This is a genomic window from Bacillus cihuensis (genome assembly GCF_000504145.1).
Lineage (GTDB): Bacteria > Bacillota > Bacilli > Bacillales > DSM-1321 > Peribacillus > Peribacillus huizhouensis.
Genome location: NZ_KI632495.1, coordinates 335332 through 361673, shown reverse-complemented (window position 1 = coordinate 361673; position 26342 = coordinate 335332). Strand labels below are relative to the sequence as shown.

The following is a 26342-nucleotide window of genomic DNA, read 5'->3' as shown; positions in this document are numbered from 1 at the left end:
TCCTCCAAAATTTATTTTAAGAATAATGGTCGTAATTTTTCCTCGATCTCTTTTCGATTTGGTTCCAAAAATGGTGGAAGTGCCAGTTTTTCCCCCATTGTTTCCATTGGTTCATCTGTCGCAAATCCTGGTGTATCCGTTGATAATTCAAATAAGATGCCATTGGGTTCCCTGAAATATAATGCCTTGAAGTAATACCGTTCCACTTTTCCTGAATTCGGTAACCTGTATTCTTTCAAACGCTCTGCCCATTGATCATATTCTTCCTCATTCGGAACACGGAAGGCAACATGGTGAACACCTCCACGACCTAAGCGGACTCTTGGCAAATCGGGTCTTGTTTCAATATGAACTTCCGCACCGCTGCCGCCTTCTCCAGTTACATAAATCAATATATCTGGATATTCCCCTTCAAGTGAAGGATAAGAACCGGCAAATCGAAAACCCATAACTTCTGTTAAAACACCGATAGTTGGTTCTGCAATTGCGACTGTGAGGGTTACAGGCCCTAAACCAATAATGGCATCTTCCTGTGCAATGTCATCTTTTTTCCAAGGGATCCCAGCTCTCACACCTTTTTCACCGTTATCGGCTACCAGTATTAAGCGTGTCCCCTCGAAATCTCTAAAAGCCAATGTATCACGATTTGCTCTTTTTTGAATATCATCATGTTCAACCCCAAATTGTTTAAAACGTTCTTTCCAAAATAACAATGAATCTGAATTTCTAACCCTTAGTGATACTGTAGAAATATCTGAAGTTCCTCTGTATGTTTGTGCAAGATGAGGAATGTCAAAGAACGTAACTTCAGTTCCTGGGGTTCCTTCCGCGTCAGCATAGAAAAGATGATAGGATTCTGTATTATCTTGGTTAACTGTTTTCTTTACCAATCTCATTCCTAAAATTTTTGTATAAAATTCATAATTTTTTTCCGCTTTTCCTGTCAATATTGATACATGATGTAGTCCTAAAAGTTCCATCTCATTTCACTCCTGTCACAATCTTTGTATACCATTCAGCTGCGGATTCTACTTCTTCAATGGTCAATTGATGTCCCCTATTTTCCCAATGAAGCTCTACGTTTGCCTCAGCTTTTTCTAATAACGATTGCAGTTCAACTGATTCCAATGGTGAAATTAATGGATCGTTGGTTCCTGCCGTAATAAATACTGATTTTCCTGATAAATCAGGAAGGTCCATGCCTTTTATCGGTACCATCGGATGATGAAGAATTGCACCCTTTAAAGCATTTTGATAGTGAAATAATAAACTAGCGGCGATATTTGCACCATTTGAATAGCCGATTGCAAAAATATTATTTCGGTCAAAATTATATTTTTGTGCTGTTTCGTCAAGAAACTCATTTAATTCTTTTGTTCGAAATTTCAGATCCTCTTCATCAAATACTCCCTCTGCTAATCTTCGGAAGAAACGAGGCATTCCATTTTCCAATACATTCCCACGGACACTTAATATTGAAGCTTCCTTATCAATTTTTCCTGCAATAGGTAAGAGGTCTAGCTCATTTCCACCAGTACCATGAAGCAATAAAAAAGTAGGTATTAATGGGTTCGTTCCTTTTTGAAATATATGTTTCATTATTTTTTTCCCCCTTTCAAAACAAAGAAGATATTCTCCTCACAAAGACTAACTACAAAAGGTAAAATATTTGTTCCAGTTAACCTATCTACCTTATTTTGCCCATTTGAAATTGCCTAACACATGTCGAGTATTTTCATTTTACATATATATAATCTTTAATTTGAGATATTTTATAATAAGAATGAATCTAAAGCATATTGACCGGGACCAACCAAAGCTATACCAATAGCAACTGCAAGCAAAGTTAAGTTGTATTCATATCCATTAACTGTTGCCCATAATCCATTTGGGGCATGCACTTTTACGATAGCCATTAACATAGTTCCTGCAATCATAATTCCTGCAAGTGGCGTTAATAGTCCTAAAGCAAACAAAAGTCCTCCAATAAGTTCTGCTAACCCTGCGAAAAGAGCCATTGTTACTCCTGGTTTCATGCCAATGGATTCAAACCATCCACCGGTTCCTTTCAACCCATAACCACCGAACCAACCAAACAATTTTTGAGCACCGTGCCCGATGAACAATACGCCAATTACCAAACGAATTATTAATAAACCAATGTTTATCATATTAAAATCCTCCTAAAATATTTTATCTTGAATTCGAGATATCAAAAAGCATTTTTAACTTTATTCCTTACTTTTTTTCAAAAGATTCATCAATGTCTCTGCCTCATCAGAATTTAATGAATCAAACATATTATCAACTAACTCATGATATTTCGGCATGATTTCATTCATCAATTCATTTCCATCATCAGTTAATCTACATGTATCTTACTGCGGTCAACTGTACAGGCATTTTGGCTTAATACACCCTTTTGTTCTAGCTTATCTATAACATAGGTCATCGAACCACTTGAGATCGGTATGCCATTTCCAATTTGTCGAATTGTTTGTTTCCTTTTTGATAAAGTACCTCTAAAACAGAAAATTCTGTAATACATACCAAGCTTATTTTTTTACCTTTTCTTCCTTAATACCATCATGAATTGCTTTAGATGTTTGCATTAATATCAGAAAAGGCAAATTATCGCAGTTAACCTCCATTAATTGAACCTCCTCCAAGAATCTTGAATTAAATTATCTCGAATATGAGATAATAATAATACTTATCATTTTTTTTGTCAATAACTTTTCTTTTATTGAACTTAAAACTGACTATATAAAGCATCGCCAGCGAATTTTTGGGATAGTGCACCTTATATCTTTGTTTATTTGTATCCATTGATAAGCGTTTAAAACCTTGACTTGGAGCCTCTGTGGGTACAATTTGTCTTGAAAGGCTAATGCAGTGGTTTCATCAGGCAAGCGAGCCTTATCATGCCCACCTCTCCAAGTAAAGTCCTAACGTTGTTTACATTAGAAATTATAATCGCTTACTGCAAGATTTATGGTAAACGAAGATAGAAAACAGATATTTTTGTTTCGATATTTACATTGATTTTGTTGGCAAACCATACCAGTATATAACTGCCAGCTATCAAATACATTGCTTCACAATTACTTTTTACATTTTCACGAATTTACCCCAAGTGTTATTCTTTAATCCGGCCCTACAATGGAAATAGTACTGATCCCTATTACAGAAAAACGCCCGTTTGCGGAAGATCGCACTGAAATACGTGAACTACTGCGTTATTTTCAGAATCGCCAAGAAAAGGGGAAACTACAAAAAAGTTGTCGTTATTATGGAGCACCTAGTAAAATTGGAGATGCAACCGCCTATAAACTTGCGGAACAAGGGGCTAAACTGGTTATTTCAGCTCGTAGCGAAGATCGTTTGTGGATAGGCTTTCAATACCTGACCATTATTTCACGCATCTGACGGTGTTACACCATGCAAACTTTGAAAGGCTCTAGTAAAAGAATCCGGTGAACTATATCCATATTTTATTAGCAATATCAATATTCCTAAGTTACTATTAGTTAGTTCAAATGCTGCAAGAGTCAGACGTCTTCGACGAATGTATTCTGATAGCGTAAAATATCTGCAAGAAAAGAAAACATCCTTTTAAAATGATTTTCGGAACAAAAAGCTAACCTCGCGACTTCTTTAAAGTCAATATCATGAGTAAGGTTTTCTTCAATATACTGAATTTCTCCGTTCATGTTATTAAGTAATCCATTAAATGACCTCCTTAACCAAAAGAATAGCAGGAAGTAAATACATCTATCCGACATTTTGAGCACAATTATGCAGGGGCTTTTTATGCATACTTATTATGAGTTGTAGTGAGAATTACGAAGTCATATTTTTTTAACCTTACCCATTGCGACATATGCATTGTTCCTCATTTAATACCTTTATAATATATTTAACAAGATTAGTTACAAAAAATAAACCTTAGATAAAAGACCTAAGGCAAAAAGCATCGGAACAAAAATACCCCCAAAACAAAAGTTCTGTACGTTTTCCACGTAAAATGTTAATTAACTTGTTCTGAGGGAATTTGCTATATTCTATTTAGTAAACTAAAATCAGAGGAAAAATCATTTGTTAGGTGAAATATTCCAATTTGGCATTCGGAAAAAATTTTTCCATATAAGTATAAAGATGATTTTTTATATCCTCTTCTTCCTCTTTTTGATAGATGTATTTTCCGATTCCATATTTCCCCCACTTATATCTTCGCTTTTCTTCATCTAATTCTAATTTTGTCATGGGGTAGTTTTTTTCGATTACTTTCTTGGCAGGCTTTGTAAATCGATGTTGAATGAATTCAAAAGTTAAATCTTTTTTAGCTTCTAATGGCAGTTCCGCTTCAAGACGCTCAAACATATGATAATATCCCTCCTGCCATCCTTCATGAAGATATATCGGGGCAACTATAAACCCAAGTGGGTACCCAGCTCTTGCTACTTTCCCTGCCGCCTCTAAACGTTTTTCTAATGGAGAAGTGCCTGGTTCGAAATTTTTAATAACATAATCTGCGTTAATACTGAAACGAAATCTCGTTTTTCCGTTATGCTTTGCATCCAGTAAATGATCTACATGATGAAATTTCGTAACAAATCTCAATTTTCCATACTCCGATTCGCCAAAATGTTCAATGGCTCGTTTTAATGAATGAGTCAAGTGATCGATACCAACAATATCGGATGTACAAGCTGCTTCAAACCTCGTTATCTCAGGTGCTCTTTCCTCCATATATTTATCAGCAGCTTCCAAAATTTCATCTACATTTACATATGTACGAATATATGGTTTGCTCCCCATTGTTGTTTGCAAATAGCAATAATGACAATGACCCATACAACCTGTTGCAAAAGGAATGGCATACTCTGCAGAAGGTTTTGATGTGTCAAATTTAAGCGTTTTTCTAATTCCAACGACTAGTGTGGATTTTGCTACACGGTATCTTTGAAAATCATTTTCACCAGGAAGATTTCTTACTTGATTATGGGAAGTCGTATAGCGAATCTCAACATCCATTTTTTCAAATTTCTCTTTAAGTTCTCTTCCTAATGGGTAGTCCAGTGCCTTCGGTTCAAAATAGATGAGCTTGGGTGTAAACGGCTTCATTCCAACGACCCCTCTGAAACATCTCCGAAATAATACTGATAGTCTTGTTCAGCTTGTTCGATTGAAGAATAAACAGCTAATTCATTTGATAATGGATAGTATGTTTCATAGAGAAACAAAGCTAACTCTTGTGGATTCTCAGGGTTCATTACTACCGCTGCTTCCTGAATATTTGTTACATCCTGTGTGTGCGGGTTCCGATAAAAAACATATACAATATCACCAGCATTATACGTACGGTTTTCGTTATCCAGTTCCATGCCATCACCTTTTCCTTCATAATACCTACCAAGTTAAGTTTTACATTATTAAGATTTTTACTCTAGTTCTCAATAGGAAATCAATCTTTACATGAAGATTATTAAATTTCTATATGCCATGTACATAATATGGTATTAAACCTTTGACATAATGATAAAAATAAGGTACATTACCATTTGGACGAATAATTTTAAATTATCCAAACTTCAATATTCGGATTTAGGGGTGTAAACCATGGAAAATGTATTTGATTATGAAGATATTCAATTAATTCCTGCAAAATGTATAGTAAATAGCCGTTCTGAATGTGATACTTCTGTAACATTAGGCGGACATACATTTAAGTTACCTGTTGTTCCTGCAAATATGCAAACTATTATAGACGAAAAAATCGCCATTTATTTAGCAGAAAATGATTATTTCTATGTAATGCATCGTTTTGAACCAGAGAAACGACTATCTTTTATTAAAGATATGAAATCACGTGGATTATTCGCATCTATAAGTGTTGGAATTAAAGATGAAGAATATGATTTCATCCAACAACTATCAGATGAACAGCTTTCACCAGAATATATTACGATTGATATTGCACACGGTCATTCCAATGCAGTGATTGAGATGATTCAACATATTAAGAAACACTTACCTCAAAGTTTTGTTATTGCAGGAAATGTTGGAACTCCAGAAGCAGTAAGAGAACTAGAAAATGCTGGTGCAGATGCAACAAAAGTTGGAATTGGACCTGGGAAAGTATGTATTACTAAGATTAAAACTGGATTTGGAACTGGTGGGTGGCAATTAGCTGCACTACGTTGGTGTGCAAAGGCAGCAAGCAAGCCGATTATTGCTGACGGAGGAATTCGTACACATGGTGATATAGCTAAATCAGTAAGATTTGGTGCATCTATGGTCATGATTGGCTCATTATTTGCTGGACATGAAGAATCGCCAGGAAAAACAATTGAAAAAGACGGAAAGCTTTATAAAGAGTACTTTGGTTCCGCTTCGGAATTTCAAAAAGGCGAAAAGAAAAATGTAGAAGGCAAGAAAATGTTAATGGAGCACAAGGGTGCTTTAGAAGATACGCTAAAAGAAATGGAACAAGATCTTCAATCCTCTATTTCTTATGCTGGTGGAAATAAGTTAGATGCAATTCGCAATGTGGATTATGTCGTAGTTAAGAATTCAATATTTAACGGTGATAAAGTATATTAATAATTCTAAATCATTTTGAAATTAATTGAATTTAGAATAGTCTATTTCACGATTTGGTGAGCAAGTTACTTTGGTACTGGCTCACCTTTTAGTTTGCAGGGATCGCTTTCAGTACAGCAATTTCATTTATTCCTAGCTTGGAAGAATTGATTTTTGTTTTACCCCATCCTCTCCCCTACGCCTACAATTTCTATAAGATCCATCAGCTCACGGATTTCATAGGTTGGCTGAATTCCTATATTATTTTCCTTAAGATGTGGGTTATACCAACAGGTGTCAATCCCGTAATTTATCCCCCCTTGAATATCAGAGGTTAAAGAATCGCCCACGATTAACACTTTAGCTTTATCTGATATCTGTAGCTTAGAAAATGCATAATCGAAAATCCCCTTTTCGGGTTTCTGAAATCCTGTTTCTTCAGAAATAATAATATGTTCAAAAGTATTACAGAGAGGAGAACTTTCGATTCTTGATGTCTGCACATCTTTGAATCCGTTTGTAATAATGGCTAACCGACAACTGACAAGATTGCCACATAATTCTTCAGCTCCTGATACCAGATGCACTTCTTTTCCCAAATACCCAAGATATGCACTGCTAAACGTATCTGCATCGATTTCAAGATCATAGGCAAGGAACAACCTTCTAAATCTCTCAACTCGTAGTTCTGATAAAGTGGTTATCCCCTGTTCCAATTCACTCCATAATATGTTACTTATTTCTTTGTAGTTGACTCCATAATCCGAAAATCCTGTAGGTAATCCAAATTCTACAAAAGTATTATGTAATGCCCTTTTTTCCGACATACTAAAGTCGAACAATGTATCATCAACATCGAACAATATGATTTCGTATTTCATAGCTACCTCCATTTAATATTACCAACCCAGTTTAGTCACTTATTTCAAATTCACTTCAACATTATAACATTGATGATCGAAACACTCTTTATTTTTCTCTTCTTGGTAACTAGTAAAGAAAAATTTTTTGAGACTGTAGTACATTAAAGTTGTTCGGGAAAAATATTTGTTACGAAGATATTATGTGTCGACACGTTCGATTCGCACTCCAGCTTGATTTACGATTATCTTTTCACTTCTCTATAATTATCGTCATCTAACCGAAACTTTTTGTTTCGCTCCGTAAACAGGATATTATGTGAAGATACGTTCGCCACTATCGGTGCATCTGGCTCAATATATAGCTTTTTCGCTATTCAATAGTACGCCATCTGAAAGGACCCTTGAAATCAACCTTACCTTGCTATTATGATCAATGAAATCTCCTGCTCCATAAACCACAGGAATATTCGTTTCCCTTTTACCATTCACAATTGCTACATCATCTCGCATTTCTATTTACCATTCAGTTATTGGACCATAATTATATTTTAATAACAGCATCTTCCATCGATTCTAAACTTGCAACTACAATGTATTCAATTTTTGCTGGTAAGACAATATTCATTACCTAGATATGTAATAGATTGTTCTATAGCCGCTTTTTTCTCAGCTGCTTTGCTTTCTTCGCTTGTTTCTTCAACTACGTTCTCTTTAGTTTCCGTCGATGTCTTTTCTTGTCTCCACAACCTGCTAAAGCAAATGCTAATAAAGAAGGTGCACCAAAAGCCCATACTTTTTCAATTAATCTCTCTACCTTGTATTATTTTTACTTAAAGCACAAAACTCACTATATTAAAATTAATAATCATTATCAATTTTTAGTTAGATGTCGATTAATATCTTATTTTTTCAAATTATGGTATGATATTCTGAACAAAAAGGTATTTTAGACGATGATTGCTTCTTAAAAACCATCCTCATTTTTATTAAATGAAAAAAGGAGTCATATATATGATTAAAGTCTTATTCGTCTGCCTAGGAAACATTTGTCGTTCGCCGATGGCTGAAGCATTATTCCGTGATTTACTCGGAAAGGAAAATCTACTTGAAAAAGTTAGTGTCGATTCCGCAGCTACTAGTTCATGGCATATTGGAGCGCCACCGCATAAAGGTACACTCTCAATCTTAGAAGAATACAATATCTCATCAAAAGGTCTTGCTGGACGTCAGTTAATTAAAGAAGACTTTGAGAAGTTTGATTTCATTGTTGGTATGGATAGTAGCAATATTAAAAACATTTATGAAATGACTGGACAGCCTAATCATCCGAAGATTATCCGACTTCTTGACTTAACAACACATAAAGCGGATGTGCCAGATCCATATTACACAGGTGATTTTCAGGAAACATATGACCTTATCATGGACGGTTGCAGAGAATTACTTGTGAAAATTAGGAAAGAGAATCAACTTAACTAAATAAGCGACCACCGTGTGATCGGGTGGTCGCTGTCTTCTTCTCTATTTGTTTATTTCTCTCTAGACATAATAGTATCCTTTTTAACCCACCATCGTGTTAAATTAAATATTTCGTTTTTTTATCTTCAACTATTAAAATCCTTCAGTTGCGGATCACTTCTTAAATTCAATTTTACTACTTTGGCATCTAGCTCATATCCATATCTATTTCTTTCGTATATCACAATCTCAACCAGCACCTAGCCACTATGTTTCCCTGTTGTTCAACTGTTAACATTTACCTAATACTTTTCTTTCATGTACTACTTTCCATTTTCAAAAGCTATTACCTTTTGACCTTGACACAATAAGGAAAGCGGTTACTTAATATCGTGACCGCTTTCCTTATCCGTCAAGCAATTCGGCAAATTCTTTAATAGACGTTGAATACTTAACATAAATTCGGGGTAAGAGAAAAAGTTCGTCTTTTAAACCAACTCCAGAAAATAATGCAGGAGTTGTCGTTAGACCAAACGAATAGTACTTTTTCGTTTCTGCTACGACCTTTTCATTGGAATTTCCGTACGGATACGCAAGAGCAATAACAGGTTTTCCTGTTATTTTTTGAATTTTATCTTTAGATTCTTTCAATTCATATTCATAATTTTTTATTTTCGTTAAATCAGGATGAGTTGCAGTATGAGATTGTATTGAAAATATACCAGAATCAGTCAACATTTTTAAATCCGATTTCGTTAATCGATGAGGCCGACCGATAAAGTCAGAAATAACAAAAATTGAGCCGGTAGGTTTAAACTGTTCATTTTCTAATTTACGTAATATCTCGAATGCATGGAGGTTATTTTTGTATCCGTCATCAAAGGTAATAAAAATGGGTTTATTTACTTTAGAAATATCTTGCCACCGATCAAAAGTTAATAATGTATAGCCTTGATCTCGTAAATACATCATTTGTTCTTCAAAATTCTTCGGAGTTACATATAATTCTTTAGTACCTATGCCTTTATACTCGTCGATTGAATGATAAACTAAGATAGGAACTTTCTGCTCTGCAAAAATTTGTGATGGAAGAAATAAGATAAGTAGAAACAAAAATATCACTATAACTTTTTTCATAAAACTCCCTCGCTTTGTATGCTATTTATATCTTCCTCATGTATTATTCCAAAAGAACTTGTTTCTATAATGTTTTCTCCTAGTTTTGAAGTAGAGATTCTTATCACCCATTTATATTAGCTCTAGACTCTGAATACATAAACGCAATCGGAAAGTCTTAAGAAATACATTAATAATATTTAAAATTCAACAATGGTCATCCAGAATAGATGACAACCTAAGTAAGCAGAGATTATTATTTCCCTTCCCACTACCTTTTTAACTACTCATGGTTTGCGATATCTCAATAAAAATTAAAGAGGATGTCCAATATGAAAGAGTCAGACCTCATCTCTTCTATATATCGTTTATACGATGTATACATCACACGATAAACGATATATAGGAGTATGAAGTCCCCTTTTTATGGACACCCTCTTTAGTTCTTCATTCATTATTTACCAAATTCTCTTTAACATTGCTTGGATTAAGTCGATATTATTATCAATAAAATTCAATCTTTCACGAGAAACAACTGTCCATTCTGGATTTTGCCCCATAGCAGCTAAAATATGTGTAGCATTAAACGTATATTTTTTATAAAGCTCGCTAATGACATAACTTATTCTAGTTGTCTCATCTTTTTTTTGTATAATGCTTTCAATATCCTGTTTCAACCAAATTGGGGTAAACTCGATGGCTTTTTCAATTAATATTTCATATTCTTTTTCATTGTATTCCATATTTGTTCTCCTTCTACTATAAATGATATACCACTTAAATCTTTATTATTTCAAACCATTCATTAATTCGCCTGTGGCTTCATCTAGCTCTCTTAAATAACTTGCAATATTAGTTCTATTCCCACTATTTACTGCACGAATTACTTCTTTTGAAAGAGTATGTACTTTTTTATGCGGTTCATACATTTTGACGACCATATCATCAAAAGGATTAGATTGTTTCGTATTTTCTAAGTGTTTTCCAAGTGTACACGAAGTATGATCCCCTATACTATTTTCATCAAGTTTTACAAAACCACATACTGCATTATAAGCTTTCCATTTCCATAAGAGATGTTCGGCCGCAACAGGTTTAAAATGTTGATTTCCCTTAAAATCCTTAAAATAAGGAAGTGCTGTGTTTCTCAGGTTTTCTGCCATCGTACTAATTGTATAAATACCCTGGCCTGTTCTCATACATATGTCACTAAGCATTTGAGTCTGATGATTAATTTCACTTAATCTTGCTGTGACCTCTTGAGTAGTAGCAGATTGTTCCTCTACATTGGCTGATATATTTTCAAAGACTGAACTAATTCCCTCTAATGACACTTCCATCTTATCCATAGATTCTACCGCTTGATTAATATGATCTTTCCCTTTTGAAAATACACTGACAGCTTCAGAAATTGCTTGTTCGGAAGCACCAATTTCTGTTCTTAGCTTCTTTACCATTTCTTTTATATAATTCGCGGAATTTTTCGTATTTTCCGCTAATTTTTTAATTTCATTTGCAACTACTGCAAAACCTCTACCTGCTTCTCCTGATCTAGCTGCTTCAATACTTGCGTTTAAAGATAAGAGATTTGTTCGTTCTGCTACATCATTAATTATATTAACAACAGTATCAATCTCTTTTGTGTCTTCTACTACAAGTTGCATTTTATCCTGTACTTGATTAATTTGTTCGAAAGATTCATTAATATATGTAAATGATTGATTAATCGTTTCAAGAGAATTTGTTGAGATCGAAACCGCTTCTTTAGTTGTGATTAATGAAGTTTGAACATGATTTGATACTTCTTCAATCGCATGACTCATTTCTTCACTACTAGCTGCTACCTCCTCCACGGATTCTTTTTGAATAGAAATATGGTCTACCATATCTTTCACATAGTCCATTTGAGTAACAAATTCAATCAATTCACTATTTAGTAAAAACTGTTCTCTAACTTGAGTATTTTTTAATTCTAGTATTTTATTAATCATGATTTCTACTTCATTATTCCCTTGTAAGTATGCTTCACCAGATAATTCATAGTTTGCATTCATTTCGTAAATTCTTTCTAATTCAACAATCAATTGATTTTCGGAATAATTCCCCTGAGCAAGTTCTTTATTTTTGCTAAATTTAAACATAATTTCCCCCAAATCGATGTAATCGCTACCACTAATTATTAAAAAAACTTCTTATTATCCCACCATTTACAGTATATCTTATTGAATTAGTCAAGCACCAAGAGCAAAAGTATAAATGTATGTAAAGCCTCCACTTAATGAGAAGACCAGACTCTTTGATAACATCTTCCATTTTGTATTTTGATTATCCATTTATCTTTATAACGAACACAAAATCATTAGTAAGACTTAATTATACATATTTCGACATCCTACTTCTAGTAGTTTTTTTTAAATATCGATTTATAAGATGATGACTATTTTTCACATAGATCTCTAATATAGTTGAAATTATTAATTCAAATATGTTTACTATACTTTACACGCTCCCAATAAAAAACACCATAAACAGCTATTAACTATTCAAGTTGTGGATCGTTTGTGTGATAACCAAAATGTAGTTGATAATCTTCCACTTTAATCATTTTTTATTTTCTAGAAAATACATAAATCAGACCAAGATTCAATACAATCGGCAGGATAAAGAATTCGCTTAGCATAATTTGAAACATTTTTAGATGTCCATCCACCTTCAGCTATTTGATATAAATTACTGGCCAGATAAACCGAAACCAGCACTATAAGATATTCCTTGAATATTTAACACACCGGCCAGTACTCCAGGAATCGCTGCTTTAATCAACATTGGAAAAGCGATTTTTTCTGGGTAAGTATTTTTGCTATTGAACTGGTAAATGATACAATATAAAATGTAATCATTTTTCAGTGATTAACAAGTAAACATTTAGGAGTGAAGGAAATGTCTGTTGATGTTTATCTTAATTTTAATGGAAACTGTCGTGAAGCGGTAGAATTCTACGCACAGGTTTTTGAAACAGAAAATCCCAAAATTATGACTTTTGGAGAGATGCCGCCTAATCCAGAATATCCTCTTCCAGAAGAAGCAAAAAATTTAATCATGCATACACGCCTTAACATCAGTGGTAGTAATGTTATGTTTTCTGATGTTTTTCCTGGTATGCCTTTTATTGAAGGTAACAACATTAGTCTCTCAATAGTAAGCGAGAACATCGATGAAATTAAATCTCAATTTGATAAACTAAAAGAGGGCGGCACCGTTGGTATGGAACTTCAAGAAACATTTTGGAGTAAATGCTACGGCCAATTAACAGACAAATTTGGCATTGGTTGGCAATTCAACTTTGGAATCAGTGAAATGTAATTTTATTAAAAAAACCAAGATATAAAATGTAACTTCTATCAGCGGAGGTTTTACTCCCATGAAAAAAAGGAAATAAGACTTTTCTCCTAATGGAATAGTCTTATTTCCTTTTTTGTAAAATTATAAGTTGCTGTATTTACCATGTACAAGAATACATGCTTTCCTTCAATTTTCTTCTAATTCTTCTTCGAATGTTGAATCAGTATTCAAAAGTGTAACAGTAGGAGGAGTAAAATCATAATCTTCTCCTAAGCAACCTGTTAATGAAAAGGAGAATAACACTCCTATAATTAATTTCATATAACCTTTCATATCGCCCCTGTTTCTTTAAAAAGGTATTTATAAATTACCACTACGAAAATACTCTGTGGTAATTTGTTAGAAATCAAATAACTGATTAAAACGGTTTTAATCTTGCGTAAGCCTTTAATCTTGGAAGAACGGGCTCCAATACTTCCTTAGCAATGTAATCTGAGTCCAAACCAATACAATGCTGTCCATCAAATTCTACAGATCTAGCCTTCTCAAGATCGTTACAAAAAATAAACGATATAATGCCGTTTTCTTCTATCATATCAGTATATGTAAATGATATATCATGTTCTATAAGGCATCCTTCAAATGCGATACATAACTCATCAATATTCGCTGCATTAATCGCTGTAATTTTCAAATAAATCATCTCCTATATTTATAAGATAACAAAAGATTAGGTGCATGACAAAATTGTGCGTGAATTATGGAGCTATTTATTTGTCAATTGGAGTATCGTTCACATGGAAGTGGGCAGATACATATAGATTTGCATGAAAGAGATGGAGTTGCAAACGTGGTACTGTTTTACAACAGAGAGAACATTATTCGTAACGGGGACGACCTTTCTTTCTTTGACCATTGACCTGTTAGAAAAACTATAAAAAAGAGAGCAATGTTTGCTCTCTTCTTTAACAGACCATATGATTCAAAGTTCCATTTTACGATTCCATAATTTTCTCAAGAATCTTCTTCTCCATTTGCGCTAACGTCACATCAGAAAAATCACGCGGTCTCTTTACTGTATTTTTGATATTTAAAGTGATATCTCCATCCTCAATTAAGATAATTCGATCTGCTAATTTCACAGCTTCACGAACATCATGTGTGACGAGTAATGCTGTAAAACCTTGATTTAGCCAAAGCTTTTCTATTAAATTTTGCATATCCATGCGAGTTAGCGCATCTAATGCACTTAATGGTTCATCCAATAATAATAGGGATGGCTTGTGCACTAATGCTCTAGCAAGTGCAACCCGCTGCTGTTGTCCACCAGAAAGCGTCGATGGCCATTGATCTTTAAAAGAATACAAACCAACCAAATCTAATGTTTTTTCTGCTTTTTCCTTCCAGTCCCCTTTTAACCCTAAACCTACATTATTTATAACTGTTTTCCAAGGTAAAAGACGAGAATCTTGATACATCATAGTAGCGCTTAATTTAGAGTCTTTAATCGATTGATCATTAAAGGTAATTTGTCCTGATGTTGGTTCCTCTAAACCAGCCACTAAACGTAAAAGAGTACTTTTTCCACTTCCACTTTTACCAACGATGACAACAAATTCTCCTGATTCAATTTCTAAATTAAGATTTTTTAATACCGTTTTATCTCCAAATGATTTATCAATCTGCTGTAGATGAATTTGTACAGCCTTTTTTTGATGTGTAGATCTCTCTGCTAAAGATGGCACACCCATAATTGATCCCTCCAGACATTACTTAATGTAGCTTTTATGCCATCGCAGTGCTTTTCTTTCTCCCCATTGAGCAATTAAATCGGCTACTTTTCCGAATACGGCATATAAGATAATCGTAATTAGGATAATGTCTGACTGCATAAATTGTTGAGCGGTCATAGCTAAGTATCCAACACCTCTTGAGGTAGCTATCGTTTCAGCGACAATTAAAGTAATCCACATTATACCTAAAGCATAGCGCAAGCCAACGAAAATAGATGGTAATGCCCCTGGTAATAAGATTTCTTTAAATAATGCCCATCCCTTCAATCCGTACATTTTTCCCATTTCAATAAACCCAGCATCAATATTTTTAATACCATGAAGTGTATTAATATAAATGGGGAACATGACACCAATAGCAACTAGAAAGATTTTTGCCCCTTCATCAATGCCGAACCAAATGATGACAAGCGGCATAAGCGCTAAGTTCGGTATATTTCGAATCATTTGTAAAGATGTATCTGTAAACAAGTATGAAAATTTAGACAGACCATTTGCAATCCCAAGTATAAAACCTATACCACCACCAATGAGCAATCCTATGAGAGCTCTCGTTAAGCTCATTTCCATATGATAAAATAATTCACCCGACATGACTAATTGATAAAAACTCGTTAATACGGTAAAAGGTGCTGGTACAAGTCGAGTCGATATCCATTCATTCGAGGCAATAAGTTGCCATATGAGAATTGTTCCAATTGGGATAATCCATGGGATAAATTTGGGTACCATTTTTTTATTCATTATATTCTCCTAGCTTAATTAATCGGCATATATTCAGCAACATCTATTTTTGCTGGAATTAAACCAAGTTCATAGTAAACATCTGCTTGTTTTTGTTGAGCAGCAATAATTTCTTCATTTATTTTATTGACACCATATTCACGACGTTCTATAGCCTTAGCGATAATAGCTTCATCAATTCCTAACATTTTAGATACTAACTTCACTACTTCTGGTTTATTTTCATTAGCCCATTTATCAGATTCATCTGTCGCTGCTAAGATTAGCTCTACTAATTCAGGATGTTCTTGATTGAACTCTTCGTTCGTATAATAAAATGTTCGATTTGGATAACCGTAATCTTTGCCTTCTGTCAAATTAATCGTTTCTAAGTCTATTTCAGTCCCCGCTAAAAATGGATCGTATGAAGCAAGTACGTCAATTTTATTCGTTTCAAATGCTGTACGACCTTGAGCTGCATCATTTAAGTACACCCACTCCACATCCTCAGCACTGATCCCTGCCTCTTCTAGGGCAAGAACTGCTAAATAATGATGGTTTCCACCTTGTAATACACCAATCTTTTTGCCTTTTAAATCTTTGATCGATGTAAGACCAGAATCTTTGTGAACTAATACACCAACACCTTCAGGGTTCGGTAAATCAGCCCCAACATAAACCAATGGTTTATTACCTGCTTGAGCATAAATACCTGCTCCATCAGCTGCATGACCAAAATCAATATTTTTTGTAACGAGTCCCTCTACAACTGCATTTCCATGGACAAATTCTTTCCATTCAACTGTATAGCCTTTTTCTTTCAATTTTTCCTCTAATATGCCACTTTCTTTTAATATATTGATCGTATTTCCTTTTTGGTAGCCCATACGAATTATTTTATCTGAGCTACCATTTTCGTTTTGTCCTGAAGTTTTATCAGAATTAGGTGAAGAACCACAGCCAGCTAAAGCGACAGCCAATACGATCATCAAACTAATGAAGGAAAACAAATTTCTTTTAATTTTCATTTTCTAAACTCCTATACTATTTATTTATATCCGTTTACTTGGTTTTATAGTTAAAGAAATATTTCAATTGAAATGCTCAACAGTCCCTAATAAGAAGTGATTAGCTACACTCTAACCAACATTCCTATCATATTAGCAATATAGCTATTTTTATGAATTGATAATGTTATATACTCCACCTAATAACTCAAAGGTTAGATTACTGCTTCCTCCTGAAAAGTTTACTTGAAATGGCTTTTCGCCTCTTTTCTCTAATGTTTCAGAAACAATCCCATCACCTATCGGACTACAGAACACTAAATTACCGCCTTCAAGTTCTAATGTTTGACATTTAGCTTGCAGTTTATCATCGATATAAACATCGCCAGCTTTTAACTCTAATAAATTCGACCATTTTTCAATCGCATAATCTACATCTTTAACGGCAAACATGACGTGGGAAAAAGCAATCCCAGCAGGGTGTTCTACAATTACCCCTTTTTTAATTTGTTCATTTCGTCTTACCTCATCACTATCATGCCATTGAATGATAAACGGTAATTGTAATTCGTTCTGATCATCTCCTACAAATAATAATTGCCACTCTATTAAACTGCCATCAGGTCTTTTTCTACTATAAGGAACAGGGCCATTGACCTTCAATCCTTTTTCACGAAATTTTTCTGCATCATTATCTATATTTGTAGTCCGTACTGCAAACCGAGAGAACCCTTCTGCAAATCGGTCTAAAACGATTGTCTCCTGCAGGCTATTTGGAAGATGCTCCGTTTGTTCAACTAAAATTCGATCATATGTACCAAGAAACTCTATATAACTTAAATCATAATAACTAAGAGTATTGTATGTTCCTCGCTTTTCATGTACCCCACCTTCAACTGCATGGATCCCATAAGATTCTAATTCTTCAATTGCTACTTTCGGATCTTCAACAAAATGAACTAAGTGGTCAAAAACAAACGCCATGACGTCTCCTCCTTCTCTTACTAAAATAAATAATGCGAAATAATTTTCACGAAACTCTTTTCAATCATTAACAATGCTCTTTCATCAAAATCAAAACGTGGATGATGATGTGGGAATTGTGTGTACTCTTCATCCGTTCGAGCGCCAACTTTGAAATATGTCCCCGGTTTTTCTTGTAAAAAATAAGAAAAATCTTCTGCTCCCATAGACGTCTCTAATTCAATTACTGCATCATTTGAAAAGGTTTCAGATAAAATTTCCCTTACTGTTTCAGCTTCCACCTTGTGATTATATAAAGCAGGATAACCTCTTAGATAATCGATTTTAGAAGTAGCATGAAAACCAGATGTAATTCCGTTAACTATCGCCTTGATCTCACTTTCAACCTGGTCTCTTACTTGACGATTAAATGTACGTACTGTCCCTTCTAATTTACAAGAATCAGCGATAATATTAAACGCTGTTCCCGCTTGAAAAACGCCTATCGTCACAACTGCTGATTGTAAAGGACTAATTCTTCGACTTACGATTTTTTGTAAGGAACTAACGATTTCACTCCCAATTACAATCGAATCAATGGACTCTTCCGGTTTTGCCCCGTGGCCCCCTTTTCCTTGTATCGTAATTGCAAATTTATCAACCGCTGCCATTTTATAACCTTCGCCTACAGCGATTTTTCCTAAAGGAAGTTCTGTTGCCAAATGAGCTGCAAATACATAGTCTACTTCATCTAAAATTCCTTCAGCAACCATTGCTTGCGCACCACCAGGTGGAAGTTCTTCAGCATGTTGAAAAACAAACAAAATTTTCCCATTTATGTTATGGCGAAATTTATTTAATGTTTGGGCTACACCTAATAAAGCGGATGTATGACCATCATGACCACACGCATGCATAACGCCCGGATTAAGTGATTTGAACACGACGTCCTTCTCATCCAAAATTGGAAGGGCATCGAAATCAGCTCTTAATGCAATCGTTTTCCCCTCTTTTTCTCCTTGTAATATCCCAATAACTCCATTCCCACCAACTTGCGTCCTAACTTCTAGACCAAAGCTTTTCAAAGTTTCAGCAATAAATTCAGCAGTCTGTACTTCTTGAAAAGAAAGTTCAGGATGTTGGTGCAAATATCTTCTCCAGTTCTTAATTTGCTCGAAGCTATTATCAAGATCACTATATATAGATGCTAAAATTTCACTATTATGTATGATTCCTCGCATGCTTCTGCCCCCTTCCATTCATAACAACCGTTTATCCAATGTAAATCAATCGGAATAATATATTTTATTATAGTCATTTGTTTCTGAAAATTCAACAACCAAAATTCATTCTTAATAAATTTTTTTATACTATTGCGCACAACTTTCATTAAATATTTAAAAAAAATAAAATAACCATCAGTGAGGCTTTTATTTCCTACTGAAGGTTATTTCATTCTCCAATTAGTGGTTTTAGCTGAATAATCTATGTAAATTAATCTGATAAAAAGATATCTCCTAACTATATTGAGAATCCAGACTTTAAGTCTAAATCTATATTACTACCGACGATTATTAGATCGGAATATTCTTCTTTTCCCATTTTGGTAACAAGATTCACAAATTGGAAATTTTAAGTCGTCAGGCAGTTTTTTGCCGCAACGCTTGCATTTTTTTGATAATTGATTACTTCATCTTTTAAATGATCCTGTACACCATCGCTGATTTCTTCAAGGACACGTTCCCAATAAATACCTTCTGTCCTTTTATCTAAACGATATAAAAATAAAAGATGAAGGCCAATTGCTTTATATGAAAGTTCATATTTTCCTAGGTTTCTTGTTTTGATAATCGGTTCAGGAAGTTCCTGATCTTCTGCGATCGCTTTGACTGTATCTAGCCATTGACGAACAAGACCTGATTCATTCGTTGAAAATGGTCCTGGATCTCAAACAGTATCACCTGATGAAAGTGGCTTGCTGTATTAAATTTTCTGCGCCTGTCCCTTTTCCTTACAACTTAAAAGCTGTTAGAAATCTCAGACATACCAATCAATCTAGTCTTGCAATCTGTCCTTATCCAGTTCGTAGATCAGAAGTTTCTAGCCAAACTATTTAGAAAATATATGTACTTTTTAAGAAATTACTGCAAAATCCGGTCTCCGACCGCCATCATTGTGATTAGGTGAATGTAGCCAGCTACAGAATGACCCCTTCATGGTAAAAGGTAGCCGTTTTAACCCCATGTCCTATTTTGCATAATCTCCCTTTCTATATTCTATAGGAGCAATCCCTGCAAACGCTTTAAAAGTTTTGTTAAAATAACTCTGATTTTCATAACCCAACAGTTCACTAATTTCGATTACTGTATAATTCGTTTGATCCAATAATTCTTTCGCACGTTTCATTTTCAAATTTACAATGTACTTAACGAAATTTTCCCCTACTTCTTTTTTAAACAAGCGGCTAAAATAACTAGAATTAAGGTGTAAGTAACTCGCTACTTCATCCTGTGTTATTTTCCTATGAATATTTTCAGAAATGTACCTGCAAGCATTTGCAATTTCTACGTTTGATATTGATTCATAGATTGCTTGATTACTACTTTTATTAAAGAACTCGATTAGCCAATTTTCCATTTCAAAAATTCCGTTGATTTGTGAAATCGTATCATATAGATTTCCAGGTACTCCATACAATTTAAAATTTGTCAACGCTTGAATTTTTACTTTAATATCAAGTAATATCTTCAACATCCAGTCTTTAACCGAGTCTGGTGAAAATTGATGGTCTATAATAAATTGGATCCATTTTTTTATCATTACTACTTTTTGTTCCATTTCCACATTATTTAGCACGATGGTTTCTTTGAATTCCCTAGATGCTTCATTATACCAACTAAAAATATTTTCTTGTGATATAGGTAATTCTTGTAAGTTCACTATACTCTTTGGTTTCAGATAAAATTTTTGAACTTTAGACTCCATTAGTTTAATCATTTGATTCTTAATTTCAATTGGTAATGTAGCACCTTTACCGATAATAAACGATATAGATATTCCAAATGTTTCATAAAATATACATTGGATCTTTTCAATGACTTTTTTAATCTTATAAGTATCTTCTTCACATATATCGTGATCTGGAATAAATAAATAGGAATTCTCCTTGTCAAAATGTCCGTACACACCTTTTAATTCTTCTTTATCCATCATTTCTGTTATGACATTATAAAATAGAAAGTTCATCAGAGCCTTTGAACGGAACTGATTAAGCAATGATTGGTAAGCATCGACTACACATAATATAATGATGTATTTCTGGTTTCTTTTGATACCAAATAATTCAGCCTCTTTTGACCAATCTTTTTCATAATGAAGTGGCTGATAGATCGTTTTATTTAATAGTTTCTCTATCATCATTGCTTTATTTCTTTCAAGGGTATGGGCCAATTGCAATTGACTTTTCTTATTATTTTGCTCAACATCCAATGTATGTTTGAATTGACGTAATAATTGTACGACTTGATCAAGATCTAATCTATCCTTTAAAATGTACTCTTGTACCTTTAATTTTAATGCTGATTGTACAAATTCAAATTCATTATGACATGAAAGAATAGCAACTATTAAAGATGAGTTTTTTTCTTTTAACTTTTTTGTAAGATTAATGCCATCCATTTTCGGCATTCCAATATCTGTTATTAGGATATCTGGCATGCTCGTCTCCGCTTCTATTAACGCACTCATGCCATTTATATGTACACTTTGTAAAGTTAAACCAAGTTCACTCCAATCAATCATTTTTGAAAGATACTCTAATACTGGATAATCGTCATCTACTAACATCACTTTATACATCCTATTCACTCCTCCTGAATAGGAATTACCATAGTTACTTTGGTCCCCTTATTCAGTTCACTTTGTACATGCATGATAAAGTTCTCACCAAATGTCAATTTCATTCTTTCATAAACATTTGATAGACCAATACTTGAAAAACCATTTATTTCACTGTCTTCGGTAGATCCTAAATCTTCATGCTTTAAATTTTCATTAAGTTTTAAAAGATGCTCATCCTCTATTCCTCCCCCTGAATCTTCTATTACAATTTTCAATGTATGATTATGAAATAATGCTTCTATCTCAATAAAACCCCCTTGTCCGTTCAACCCATGAATAATGGCATTTTCAATGATTGGCTGTAACACTAAGCGCGGTAATTTTATGTGATGCGTTTCTTTACAAACATTTATTTCCAAGCCAATTTCATGTTTTTGGCGCATATTCATTAAGCGAATATAATCTCGATTAATCTCTAACTCTTCTTGAAAAGTGATCATCCCTTTGTTTTTATCTATCGTCATTCGTAATAGCTTTGACAACGAGCTGATCATTTCAGCACTTTCATGATCACGCTTCATCAATACTTTCATTCGGATAGAATTTAAGACATTAAATAAAAAGTGTGGATTGATTTGCGCCTGTAACATTTCTAATTCCGCTTGCCTTTTTCGTGATTGGATGATTGTATTTTCTTCTATCATTTCCCTCACTTTATCTAACATGAGGTTGAAAGAGGTGGAAAGAGTGGCGATCTCATCATTTCCTGTTAAAGATGAGCGTACAGACAAATCACCACTTTGCACATTTGTCGCGAAATTCCTTAAATCAACTAACCGATTTAATATCTTACTTAATATAAATGTAAGTAAAAATAAAAATAATAGGAATGCAATTGTTTGAACGATAAAGATTTTATTGAAAATTGCATTAACTCGAAACGTGGCTTTTTCATAAGGGATTAGTGAAATTAATTTCCAATCCGTTATTGAAAGATCACGAGTATTGATCAAATAGTCCTGACCTTCGATCCGAATAATCGTTTCATTTTTAAAATATTCTTTACTTCTCACGTGTGTCGATAACATTTTATCTAAATCTTGATTAGTACCAATTAGTAGATTCGTATCATTCATTAATAAAATGTGATTATCACTGTTTTCACTTTTCAATATCTCGCTAATTCTATCTACAGTAGTCGTAATGATCGCATATCCATACACTCCTGTTATGCTATCTTGTAATACTCTTGCTACAGATATTGAATCAGGACTTTTTAGTTTTTCAGATGCGAACATCGTTGTATGTGGCTCCAGCCAAATTGGACGATATCCTGTTAGTTGGCTTAATTTTTTAAACCACGACTCATTTCTTACAAGTTCCGGACTATATTCATTAAATGAATAGTTCGAATAAAATTTCCCATTATTAAGTATAATCGTGATAAATATACTTTGATCTCTCAAAGTAAGGGTTTCCAAAATTCTATTCACTTTTTTATCATTAATAAAATTTATATATAGACTATCATGCTCTAAATCATCCGTATTCAATTTAGGATTTCTAAAAATGGTGTTCAGTTCTGTGTCTAATTGAATAAAATTTAGGGTGTATAACATATCTTCAAAGATTTTCTTTAAGTATTCGTCTGTTAGTTTCAATTCATTTTTTGCGCTAATAATTGCTTGTTCTTCCACAGCATCTTTCGTTAAATAATTATAGATTGAGAATGTGCATATTGCGGGTAATATTAGACAAGTTATGGTTAGCAAAAGCACTTTATCACGAAATGAGAAGGATGATACAATTTGGTTTATTCTTGTCTTCATGCCAAAACCTCCATAACAGTCAACAATTCTTGACTAATAAAAGCTGGATGTACTAAGGTAAATTTATTATTCAAGAGGCTATGTTATTTGATGCGTTTGATTTTGACTCTCATTCTAGCACCGACCTCCACGAAACGCTTGATCAACAATATTGTTTAACATAACCATTCAAAAAGTATAATTGAACAATATCTGAAATAGAATTGAATGAAGACAGCGCATTGTCTTCATCTTTGGGGTTCTCTTTTTAATAGGGATATAATGGAAATAAATACAAAATTCATCAGTTTAATTACTTTTATCTATTTTATCATTATCATATCTTCCAAGAAAACTCTTTTATAATTCGGGAAATTTCTTGTCATCTAGTATTCTTTACTCCCACTATTTGGAAACAGAAACATTACGGCTATTTACGGCGGATTGTCCTCTATGTAACTGTCCTTGATAACACCAACAAAAAAAGCCTTAACTGGCTATTTAAATAGTCAGCTAAGGCGGAAAATGATTCAACTAGTTCAGATTTAATCTAGCTTTTTTATTCGATGTAACTGAAAAACAAAATTTAAATTACTTTTTATTTTTATCTAAAATATCTTGTACGATTTTTTTCGAGTTTGCCACTGTTTCATCAAGATTTTGTCTATCAAGAATTAATTTTTCAAATTCCGCTGATAAAGCTTGATCAATTTCAGATTGGTATGATACTGGCTTACCAGCTTTTGCTGTAATAATTGTTTGAATCGAATGAATTAATGAATCTTTATCAACTTTTTCTGGATTCTTTGCTTCACCCAAAGTTTTATTAATCAATTCTACAATTTGCTCATCTGACACTTTAGTCCATGAAGGAATATTTAGTCCTTGTGCTTCTTGTCCTTCAGTTGAATACCATCTAATAAATTTGTATGCAGCATCTTTATGTTTGGAATTAGCGGATATACCTAGAATATCACCTTCACCGACTGAATACGATCCTTTTTCGTCAATTTTATTTTGTGGAAACGGTGCTACTGCAACATTGAACTCAGCCGGAAAGCGCTCTGAACCACCAAGTTCTGCTGTCATATAGGTACCCGTAATTATCATATCTACTGCTTGTGTAAAAAATTGATCACGATAATTCATTTTTTGTGAAATCATTGAAGAATATGGCACAGCTGTTTTATCTTCTTTCTCCATTTTTAAGCGCATCGCTAACGATTCTTTATACAATGGATTGTCCATATTTGAAGTTCCATCTGTTTTTAAGAAACCAGCATCTTTTTCTTGAGACTGTAGTCGCAAGCTCATATAGTTGACCCAAGCTCCATCCCATGGACCATGAAAATAAGTAGCATAGTGACCTTTAGAAGACAGCTTTTTAGCATATTCCATAAATTCATCCCAAGTCCAACTCTTTGGCACTTCAAGTCCAGCAGCATCTAACCGATCTTTATTTAATAGGACATACCACGAAACAAATTTTCCCGGCACTCCGTAATATTTACCGTTAATACTCGTATCCACTTTATATTCGTCTTCCATTTTAAATCCATCTTTTTCGATATAACTATCAATCGGTTCTAACATGCCTAAATTAACACGCTGGGCATAATTTGCAGCATTTGTAAACATAATGACATCCATCTCTTCGCCAGACGCTGCAGCTAAATCAATCTTTTTTAGCGCCTCTTGTGAATCCTGTTTCTCACTTAATTGAACAACATCAACTTTAATATCTGGGTATTTTTCTTCAAAAGCACTGATTGTTCTCTTCCATGCATACCCATCTTCAGTTCCATGTGTATAAAATTTAATCGTTTCTGGTCCTGCTTCTTTACCATTTGAACTTGTGGATTGCTTTTGGCTACAACCAGCTACGATCCCAATAACTAAACTAAGACCCAAAACTAGCATTAAGAATCTCTTCATTGTTCGTTCCCCCCTGTATTCGTTTAATTTTTTATATTTTCTTTCTGTGAAACCAATTATCCTTTTACTCCCCCCATAGCAATCCCTTCAATAACTTGCTTTTGACCAATAATAAAGACAATTACGAGTGGAAGTATTGCTGATACCGCTGCTGCCATAATTAAGGAATAGAATTCGCCATTTAATGATGTAAATTTTTGCATAGCTAGCTGAAGAGTATATAATCCATCTGTACGTAAGAAGATGAGTGGATTTTGATAATCATTCCAAGTCCAAATAAAACGTAAAATTGCGTACGTTGCAATAGCTGGTCTTACAATCGGCAAAGCAATCGACCAAAAAATTCTAAAGTGGCCAGCACCATCTATTTTTGCAGCGTCAATATAGTCCGAATGAATTCCCATAAAAAACTGTCTTAACATAAATGTTCCTAGGACGCTAAAGCTACCTAAAAGAATCAAGCCGAAATGGCTATCAAATAGACCTAAATAGCGATATAAAATAAATTGCGGAATTAAGATTGATTGTTGCGGTACCATAAAAGTGGTCAAAACAATTAAAAACAGAAACTTACCAGCCGGGAAATTCACTTTCGAAAAACCGTAGGCTGCCATAGCTGATACCGTTACGGAAATCGCTGTTGTTATCACAGTGACTTTAATAGAGTTCCAATAATAAAGTGCAAAGGGATATTGACCTAACCAAACCTCTTTAAAGTTTTCAATCCCATTCCATCTTGTTGGAATCCACTCAACAGGAAATTTAAAAACATCTGCTTCAATCTTAAATGATGTTGATAACATCCAAATGAAAGGCAATAAAAAGGCGATACTAACTACAAAAGCAATTATGGTAATAATAATCTTTCGTAGGGTGATTTTTTTCTCCATGGATCTTCCTCCCCAAGCA

General features: G+C 33.9%; 24 protein-coding genes and 2 pseudogenes. 4 read left to right on the top strand and 22 right to left on the bottom strand.

Going from position 1 to position 26342, the window contains the following annotated elements:
- Positions 1-11: 11 nt before the first annotated feature.
- From V179_RS0107520 to V179_RS31590, 4 genes are all read right to left on the bottom strand, one after another.
- Positions 12-980 (bottom strand): ring-cleaving dioxygenase, encoded by a 969-nt coding sequence (locus V179_RS0107520; protein WP_028390928.1) that lies wholly within the window; start codon positions 978-980, stop codon positions 12-14.
- Between the two features lies 1 nt (position 981).
- Positions 982-1599, bottom strand: a complete 618-nt coding sequence (locus V179_RS0107515) for an alpha/beta hydrolase (RefSeq protein WP_028390927.1) — start codon at positions 1597-1599, stop codon at positions 982-984.
- Positions 1600-1772: 173 nt separating this feature from the next.
- Positions 1773-2171, bottom strand: a complete 399-nt coding sequence (locus V179_RS0107510) for a DoxX family protein (protein ID WP_028390926.1) — start codon at positions 2169-2171, stop codon at positions 1773-1775.
- Between the two features lie 191 nt (positions 2172-2362).
- A complete protein-coding gene (locus tag V179_RS31590) occupies positions 2363-2452 on the bottom strand; it encodes a hypothetical protein (protein ID WP_235178982.1) in 90 nt (29 codons plus the stop codon).
- A gap of 710 nt (positions 2453-3162) precedes the next feature.
- Here V179_RS31590 and V179_RS32355 point away from each other — a divergent pair.
- The gene (locus V179_RS32355; protein WP_028390925.1) at positions 3163-3429 is read left to right on the top strand and encodes a hypothetical protein; all 267 of its coding nucleotides are present in this window, start codon (positions 3163-3165) and stop codon (positions 3427-3429) included.
- Here the strand turns inward: V179_RS32355 and V179_RS27350 are convergent.
- The 3 genes and pseudogenes from V179_RS27350 to V179_RS0107480 all read right to left on the bottom strand — a co-directional run.
- Positions 3421-3713, bottom strand: a pseudogene (locus tag V179_RS27350) (helix-turn-helix transcriptional regulator); the annotation flags it as partial. The gene V179_RS32355 and the pseudogene V179_RS27350 overlap by 9 nt on opposite strands.
- A 388-nt stretch (positions 3714-4101) precedes the next feature.
- A complete protein-coding gene (gene splB, locus V179_RS0107485; RefSeq protein ID WP_028390924.1) occupies positions 4102-5127 on the bottom strand; it encodes a spore photoproduct lyase in 1026 nt (341 codons plus the stop codon).
- Complete coding sequence (locus V179_RS0107480) at positions 5124-5387, bottom strand: transcriptional regulator SplA domain-containing protein (RefSeq protein ID WP_028390923.1); 264 nt, start codon at positions 5385-5387, stop codon at positions 5124-5126. The genes splB and V179_RS0107480 overlap by 4 nt, the downstream gene beginning before the upstream one ends.
- Positions 5388-5622: 235 nt before the next feature.
- Here V179_RS0107480 and guaC point away from each other — a divergent pair, with 235 nt between their 5' ends.
- Positions 5623-6606, top strand: coding sequence for a GMP reductase (guaC, locus tag V179_RS0107475; protein ID WP_028390922.1), 984 nt, complete (start codon positions 5623-5625; stop codon positions 6604-6606).
- A gap of 158 nt (positions 6607-6764) precedes the next feature.
- Here the strand turns inward: guaC and V179_RS0107470 are convergent, their stop codons facing one another.
- Positions 6765-7466 carry a YjjG family noncanonical pyrimidine nucleotidase gene (locus V179_RS0107470; protein ID WP_028390921.1) on the bottom strand — a complete coding sequence of 234 codons (702 nt, stop codon included), beginning with the start codon at positions 7464-7466 and terminating at the stop codon, positions 6765-6767.
- A gap of 993 nt (positions 7467-8459) precedes the next feature.
- Between V179_RS0107470 and V179_RS0107455 the strand changes: the two genes are divergently transcribed.
- Positions 8460-8927 carry a low molecular weight protein-tyrosine-phosphatase gene (locus tag V179_RS0107455; RefSeq protein WP_028390919.1) on the top strand — a complete coding sequence of 156 codons (468 nt, stop codon included), beginning with the start codon at positions 8460-8462 and terminating at the stop codon, positions 8925-8927.
- A 384-nt stretch (positions 8928-9311) separates the two neighbouring features.
- Here V179_RS0107455 and V179_RS27345 read toward each other — a convergent pair whose 3' ends face one another.
- The 4 genes and pseudogenes from V179_RS27345 to V179_RS32345 all read right to left on the bottom strand — a co-directional run.
- On the bottom strand, positions 9312-10043 hold the full coding sequence (locus V179_RS27345) for a polysaccharide deacetylase family protein (RefSeq protein ID WP_051404875.1): 732 nt from the start codon (positions 10041-10043) through the stop codon (positions 9312-9314).
- 437 nt (positions 10044-10480) lie between these two features.
- Positions 10481-10765, bottom strand: coding sequence for a hypothetical protein (locus V179_RS0107445; protein ID WP_028390918.1), 285 nt, complete (start codon positions 10763-10765; stop codon positions 10481-10483).
- A gap of 45 nt (positions 10766-10810) precedes the next feature.
- Positions 10811-11185, bottom strand: a complete 375-nt coding sequence (locus V179_RS32350) for a CZB domain-containing protein (RefSeq protein WP_407637242.1) — start codon at positions 11183-11185, stop codon at positions 10811-10813.
- Between the two features lie 123 nt (positions 11186-11308).
- Positions 11309-11845 (bottom strand): annotated as a pseudogene (locus V179_RS32345) (methyl-accepting chemotaxis protein); the annotation flags it as partial.
- A 1117-nt stretch (positions 11846-12962) separates the two neighbouring features.
- On the opposite strand from V179_RS32345, the gene V179_RS0107435 reads away from it, so the two are divergent.
- Entirely contained in the window at positions 12963-13385 is a 423-nt protein-coding gene (locus V179_RS0107435) for a VOC family protein (protein WP_028390916.1), read from the top strand.
- A 397-nt stretch (positions 13386-13782) separates the two neighbouring features.
- On the opposite strand, the gene V179_RS0107425 is transcribed toward V179_RS0107435, so the two are convergent.
- From V179_RS0107425 to V179_RS0107380, 10 genes are all read right to left on the bottom strand, one after another.
- Positions 13783-14058 (bottom strand): hypothetical protein, encoded by a 276-nt coding sequence (locus V179_RS0107425; RefSeq protein ID WP_028390915.1) that lies wholly within the window; start codon positions 14056-14058, stop codon positions 13783-13785.
- Between the two features lie 301 nt (positions 14059-14359).
- Complete coding sequence (locus V179_RS0107420; RefSeq protein WP_028390914.1) at positions 14360-15115, bottom strand: ATP-binding cassette domain-containing protein; 756 nt, start codon at positions 15113-15115, stop codon at positions 14360-14362.
- Positions 15116-15133: 18 nt separating this feature from the next.
- Positions 15134-15901, bottom strand: a complete 768-nt coding sequence (locus tag V179_RS0107415; protein ID WP_028390913.1) for an ABC transporter permease subunit — start codon at positions 15899-15901, stop codon at positions 15134-15136.
- A 14-nt stretch (positions 15902-15915) separates the two neighbouring features.
- On the bottom strand, positions 15916-16908 hold the full coding sequence (locus V179_RS0107410) for an aliphatic sulfonate ABC transporter substrate-binding protein (protein ID WP_028390912.1): 993 nt from the start codon (positions 16906-16908) through the stop codon (positions 15916-15918).
- 150 nt (positions 16909-17058) lie between these two features.
- On the bottom strand, positions 17059-17871 hold the full coding sequence (locus tag V179_RS0107405) for a VOC family protein (RefSeq protein ID WP_028390911.1): 813 nt from the start codon (positions 17869-17871) through the stop codon (positions 17059-17061).
- A 20-nt stretch (positions 17872-17891) separates the two neighbouring features.
- Entirely contained in the window at positions 17892-19091 is a 1200-nt protein-coding gene (locus V179_RS0107400) for an amidohydrolase (protein ID WP_028390910.1), read from the bottom strand.
- A gap of 1006 nt (positions 19092-20097) precedes the next feature.
- Complete coding sequence (locus V179_RS0107395; RefSeq protein ID WP_028390909.1) at positions 20098-21708, bottom strand: response regulator transcription factor; 1611 nt, start codon at positions 21706-21708, stop codon at positions 20098-20100.
- A gap of 5 nt (positions 21709-21713) precedes the next feature.
- On the bottom strand, positions 21714-23519 hold the full coding sequence (locus V179_RS0107390) for a sensor histidine kinase (protein WP_051404874.1): 1806 nt from the start codon (positions 23517-23519) through the stop codon (positions 21714-21716).
- A gap of 570 nt (positions 23520-24089) precedes the next feature.
- Complete coding sequence (locus V179_RS0107385; RefSeq protein ID WP_028390907.1) at positions 24090-25433, bottom strand: ABC transporter substrate-binding protein; 1344 nt, start codon at positions 25431-25433, stop codon at positions 24090-24092.
- Positions 25434-25489: 56 nt separating this feature from the next.
- Positions 25490-26323, bottom strand: coding sequence for a carbohydrate ABC transporter permease (locus V179_RS0107380; protein ID WP_028390906.1), 834 nt, complete (start codon positions 26321-26323; stop codon positions 25490-25492).
- Between the last annotated feature and the right edge of the window lie 19 nt (positions 26324-26342).

What these genes read in the sequence shown, in the direction of transcription:
- V179_RS0107520 (WP_028390928.1), bottom strand. Translation starts at nt 980, where the DNA reads ATGGAACTTTTAGGACTACATCATGTATCAATATTGACAGGAAAAGCG.
- V179_RS0107515 (WP_028390927.1), bottom strand. Translation starts at nt 1,599, where the DNA reads ATGAAACATATATTTCAAAAAGGAACGAACCCATTAATACCTACTTTT.
- V179_RS0107510 (WP_028390926.1), bottom strand. Translation starts at nt 2,171, where the DNA reads ATGATAAACATTGGTTTATTAATAATTCGTTTGGTAATTGGCGTATTG.
- V179_RS31590 (WP_235178982.1), bottom strand. Translation starts at nt 2,452, where the DNA reads ATGACCTATGTTATAGATAAGCTAGAACAAAAGGGTGTATTAAGCCAA.
- V179_RS32355 (WP_028390925.1), top strand. Translation starts at nt 3,163, where the DNA reads ATGGAAATAGTACTGATCCCTATTACAGAAAAACGCCCGTTTGCGGAA.
- splB (WP_028390924.1), bottom strand. Translation starts at nt 5,127, where the DNA reads ATGAAGCCGTTTACACCCAAGCTCATCTATTTTGAACCGAAGGCACTG.
- V179_RS0107480 (WP_028390923.1), bottom strand. Translation starts at nt 5,387, where the DNA reads ATGGAACTGGATAACGAAAACCGTACGTATAATGCTGGTGATATTGTA.
- guaC (WP_028390922.1), top strand. Translation starts at nt 5,623, where the DNA reads ATGGAAAATGTATTTGATTATGAAGATATTCAATTAATTCCTGCAAAA.
- V179_RS0107470 (WP_028390921.1), bottom strand. Translation starts at nt 7,466, where the DNA reads ATGAAATACGAAATCATATTGTTCGATGTTGATGATACATTGTTCGAC.
- V179_RS0107455 (WP_028390919.1), top strand. Translation starts at nt 8,460, where the DNA reads ATGATTAAAGTCTTATTCGTCTGCCTAGGAAACATTTGTCGTTCGCCG.
- V179_RS27345 (WP_051404875.1), bottom strand. Translation starts at nt 10,043, where the DNA reads ATGAAAAAAGTTATAGTGATATTTTTGTTTCTACTTATCTTATTTCTT.
- V179_RS0107445 (WP_028390918.1), bottom strand. Translation starts at nt 10,765, where the DNA reads ATGGAATACAATGAAAAAGAATATGAAATATTAATTGAAAAAGCCATC.
- V179_RS32350 (WP_407637242.1), bottom strand. Translation starts at nt 11,185, where the DNA reads ATGGCAGAAAACCTGAGAAACACAGCACTTCCTTATTTTAAGGATTTT.
- V179_RS0107435 (WP_028390916.1), top strand. Translation starts at nt 12,963, where the DNA reads ATGTCTGTTGATGTTTATCTTAATTTTAATGGAAACTGTCGTGAAGCG.
- V179_RS0107420 (WP_028390914.1), bottom strand. Translation starts at nt 15,115, where the DNA reads ATGGGTGTGCCATCTTTAGCAGAGAGATCTACACATCAAAAAAAGGCT.
- V179_RS0107415 (WP_028390913.1), bottom strand. Translation starts at nt 15,901, where the DNA reads ATGAATAAAAAAATGGTACCCAAATTTATCCCATGGATTATCCCAATT.
- V179_RS0107410 (WP_028390912.1), bottom strand. Translation starts at nt 16,908, where the DNA reads ATGAAAATTAAAAGAAATTTGTTTTCCTTCATTAGTTTGATGATCGTA.
- V179_RS0107405 (WP_028390911.1), bottom strand. Translation starts at nt 17,871, where the DNA reads ATGGCGTTTGTTTTTGACCACTTAGTTCATTTTGTTGAAGATCCGAAA.
- V179_RS0107400 (WP_028390910.1), bottom strand. Translation starts at nt 19,091, where the DNA reads ATGCGAGGAATCATACATAATAGTGAAATTTTAGCATCTATATATAGT.
- V179_RS0107395 (WP_028390909.1), bottom strand. Translation starts at nt 21,708, where the DNA reads ATGTATAAAGTGATGTTAGTAGATGACGATTATCCAGTATTAGAGTAT.
- V179_RS0107390 (WP_051404874.1), bottom strand. Translation starts at nt 23,519, where the DNA reads ATGAAGACAAGAATAAACCAAATTGTATCATCCTTCTCATTTCGTGAT.
- V179_RS0107385 (WP_028390907.1), bottom strand. Translation starts at nt 25,433, where the DNA reads ATGAAGAGATTCTTAATGCTAGTTTTGGGTCTTAGTTTAGTTATTGGG.
- V179_RS0107380 (WP_028390906.1), bottom strand. Translation starts at nt 26,323, where the DNA reads ATGGAGAAAAAAATCACCCTACGAAAGATTATTATTACCATAATTGCT.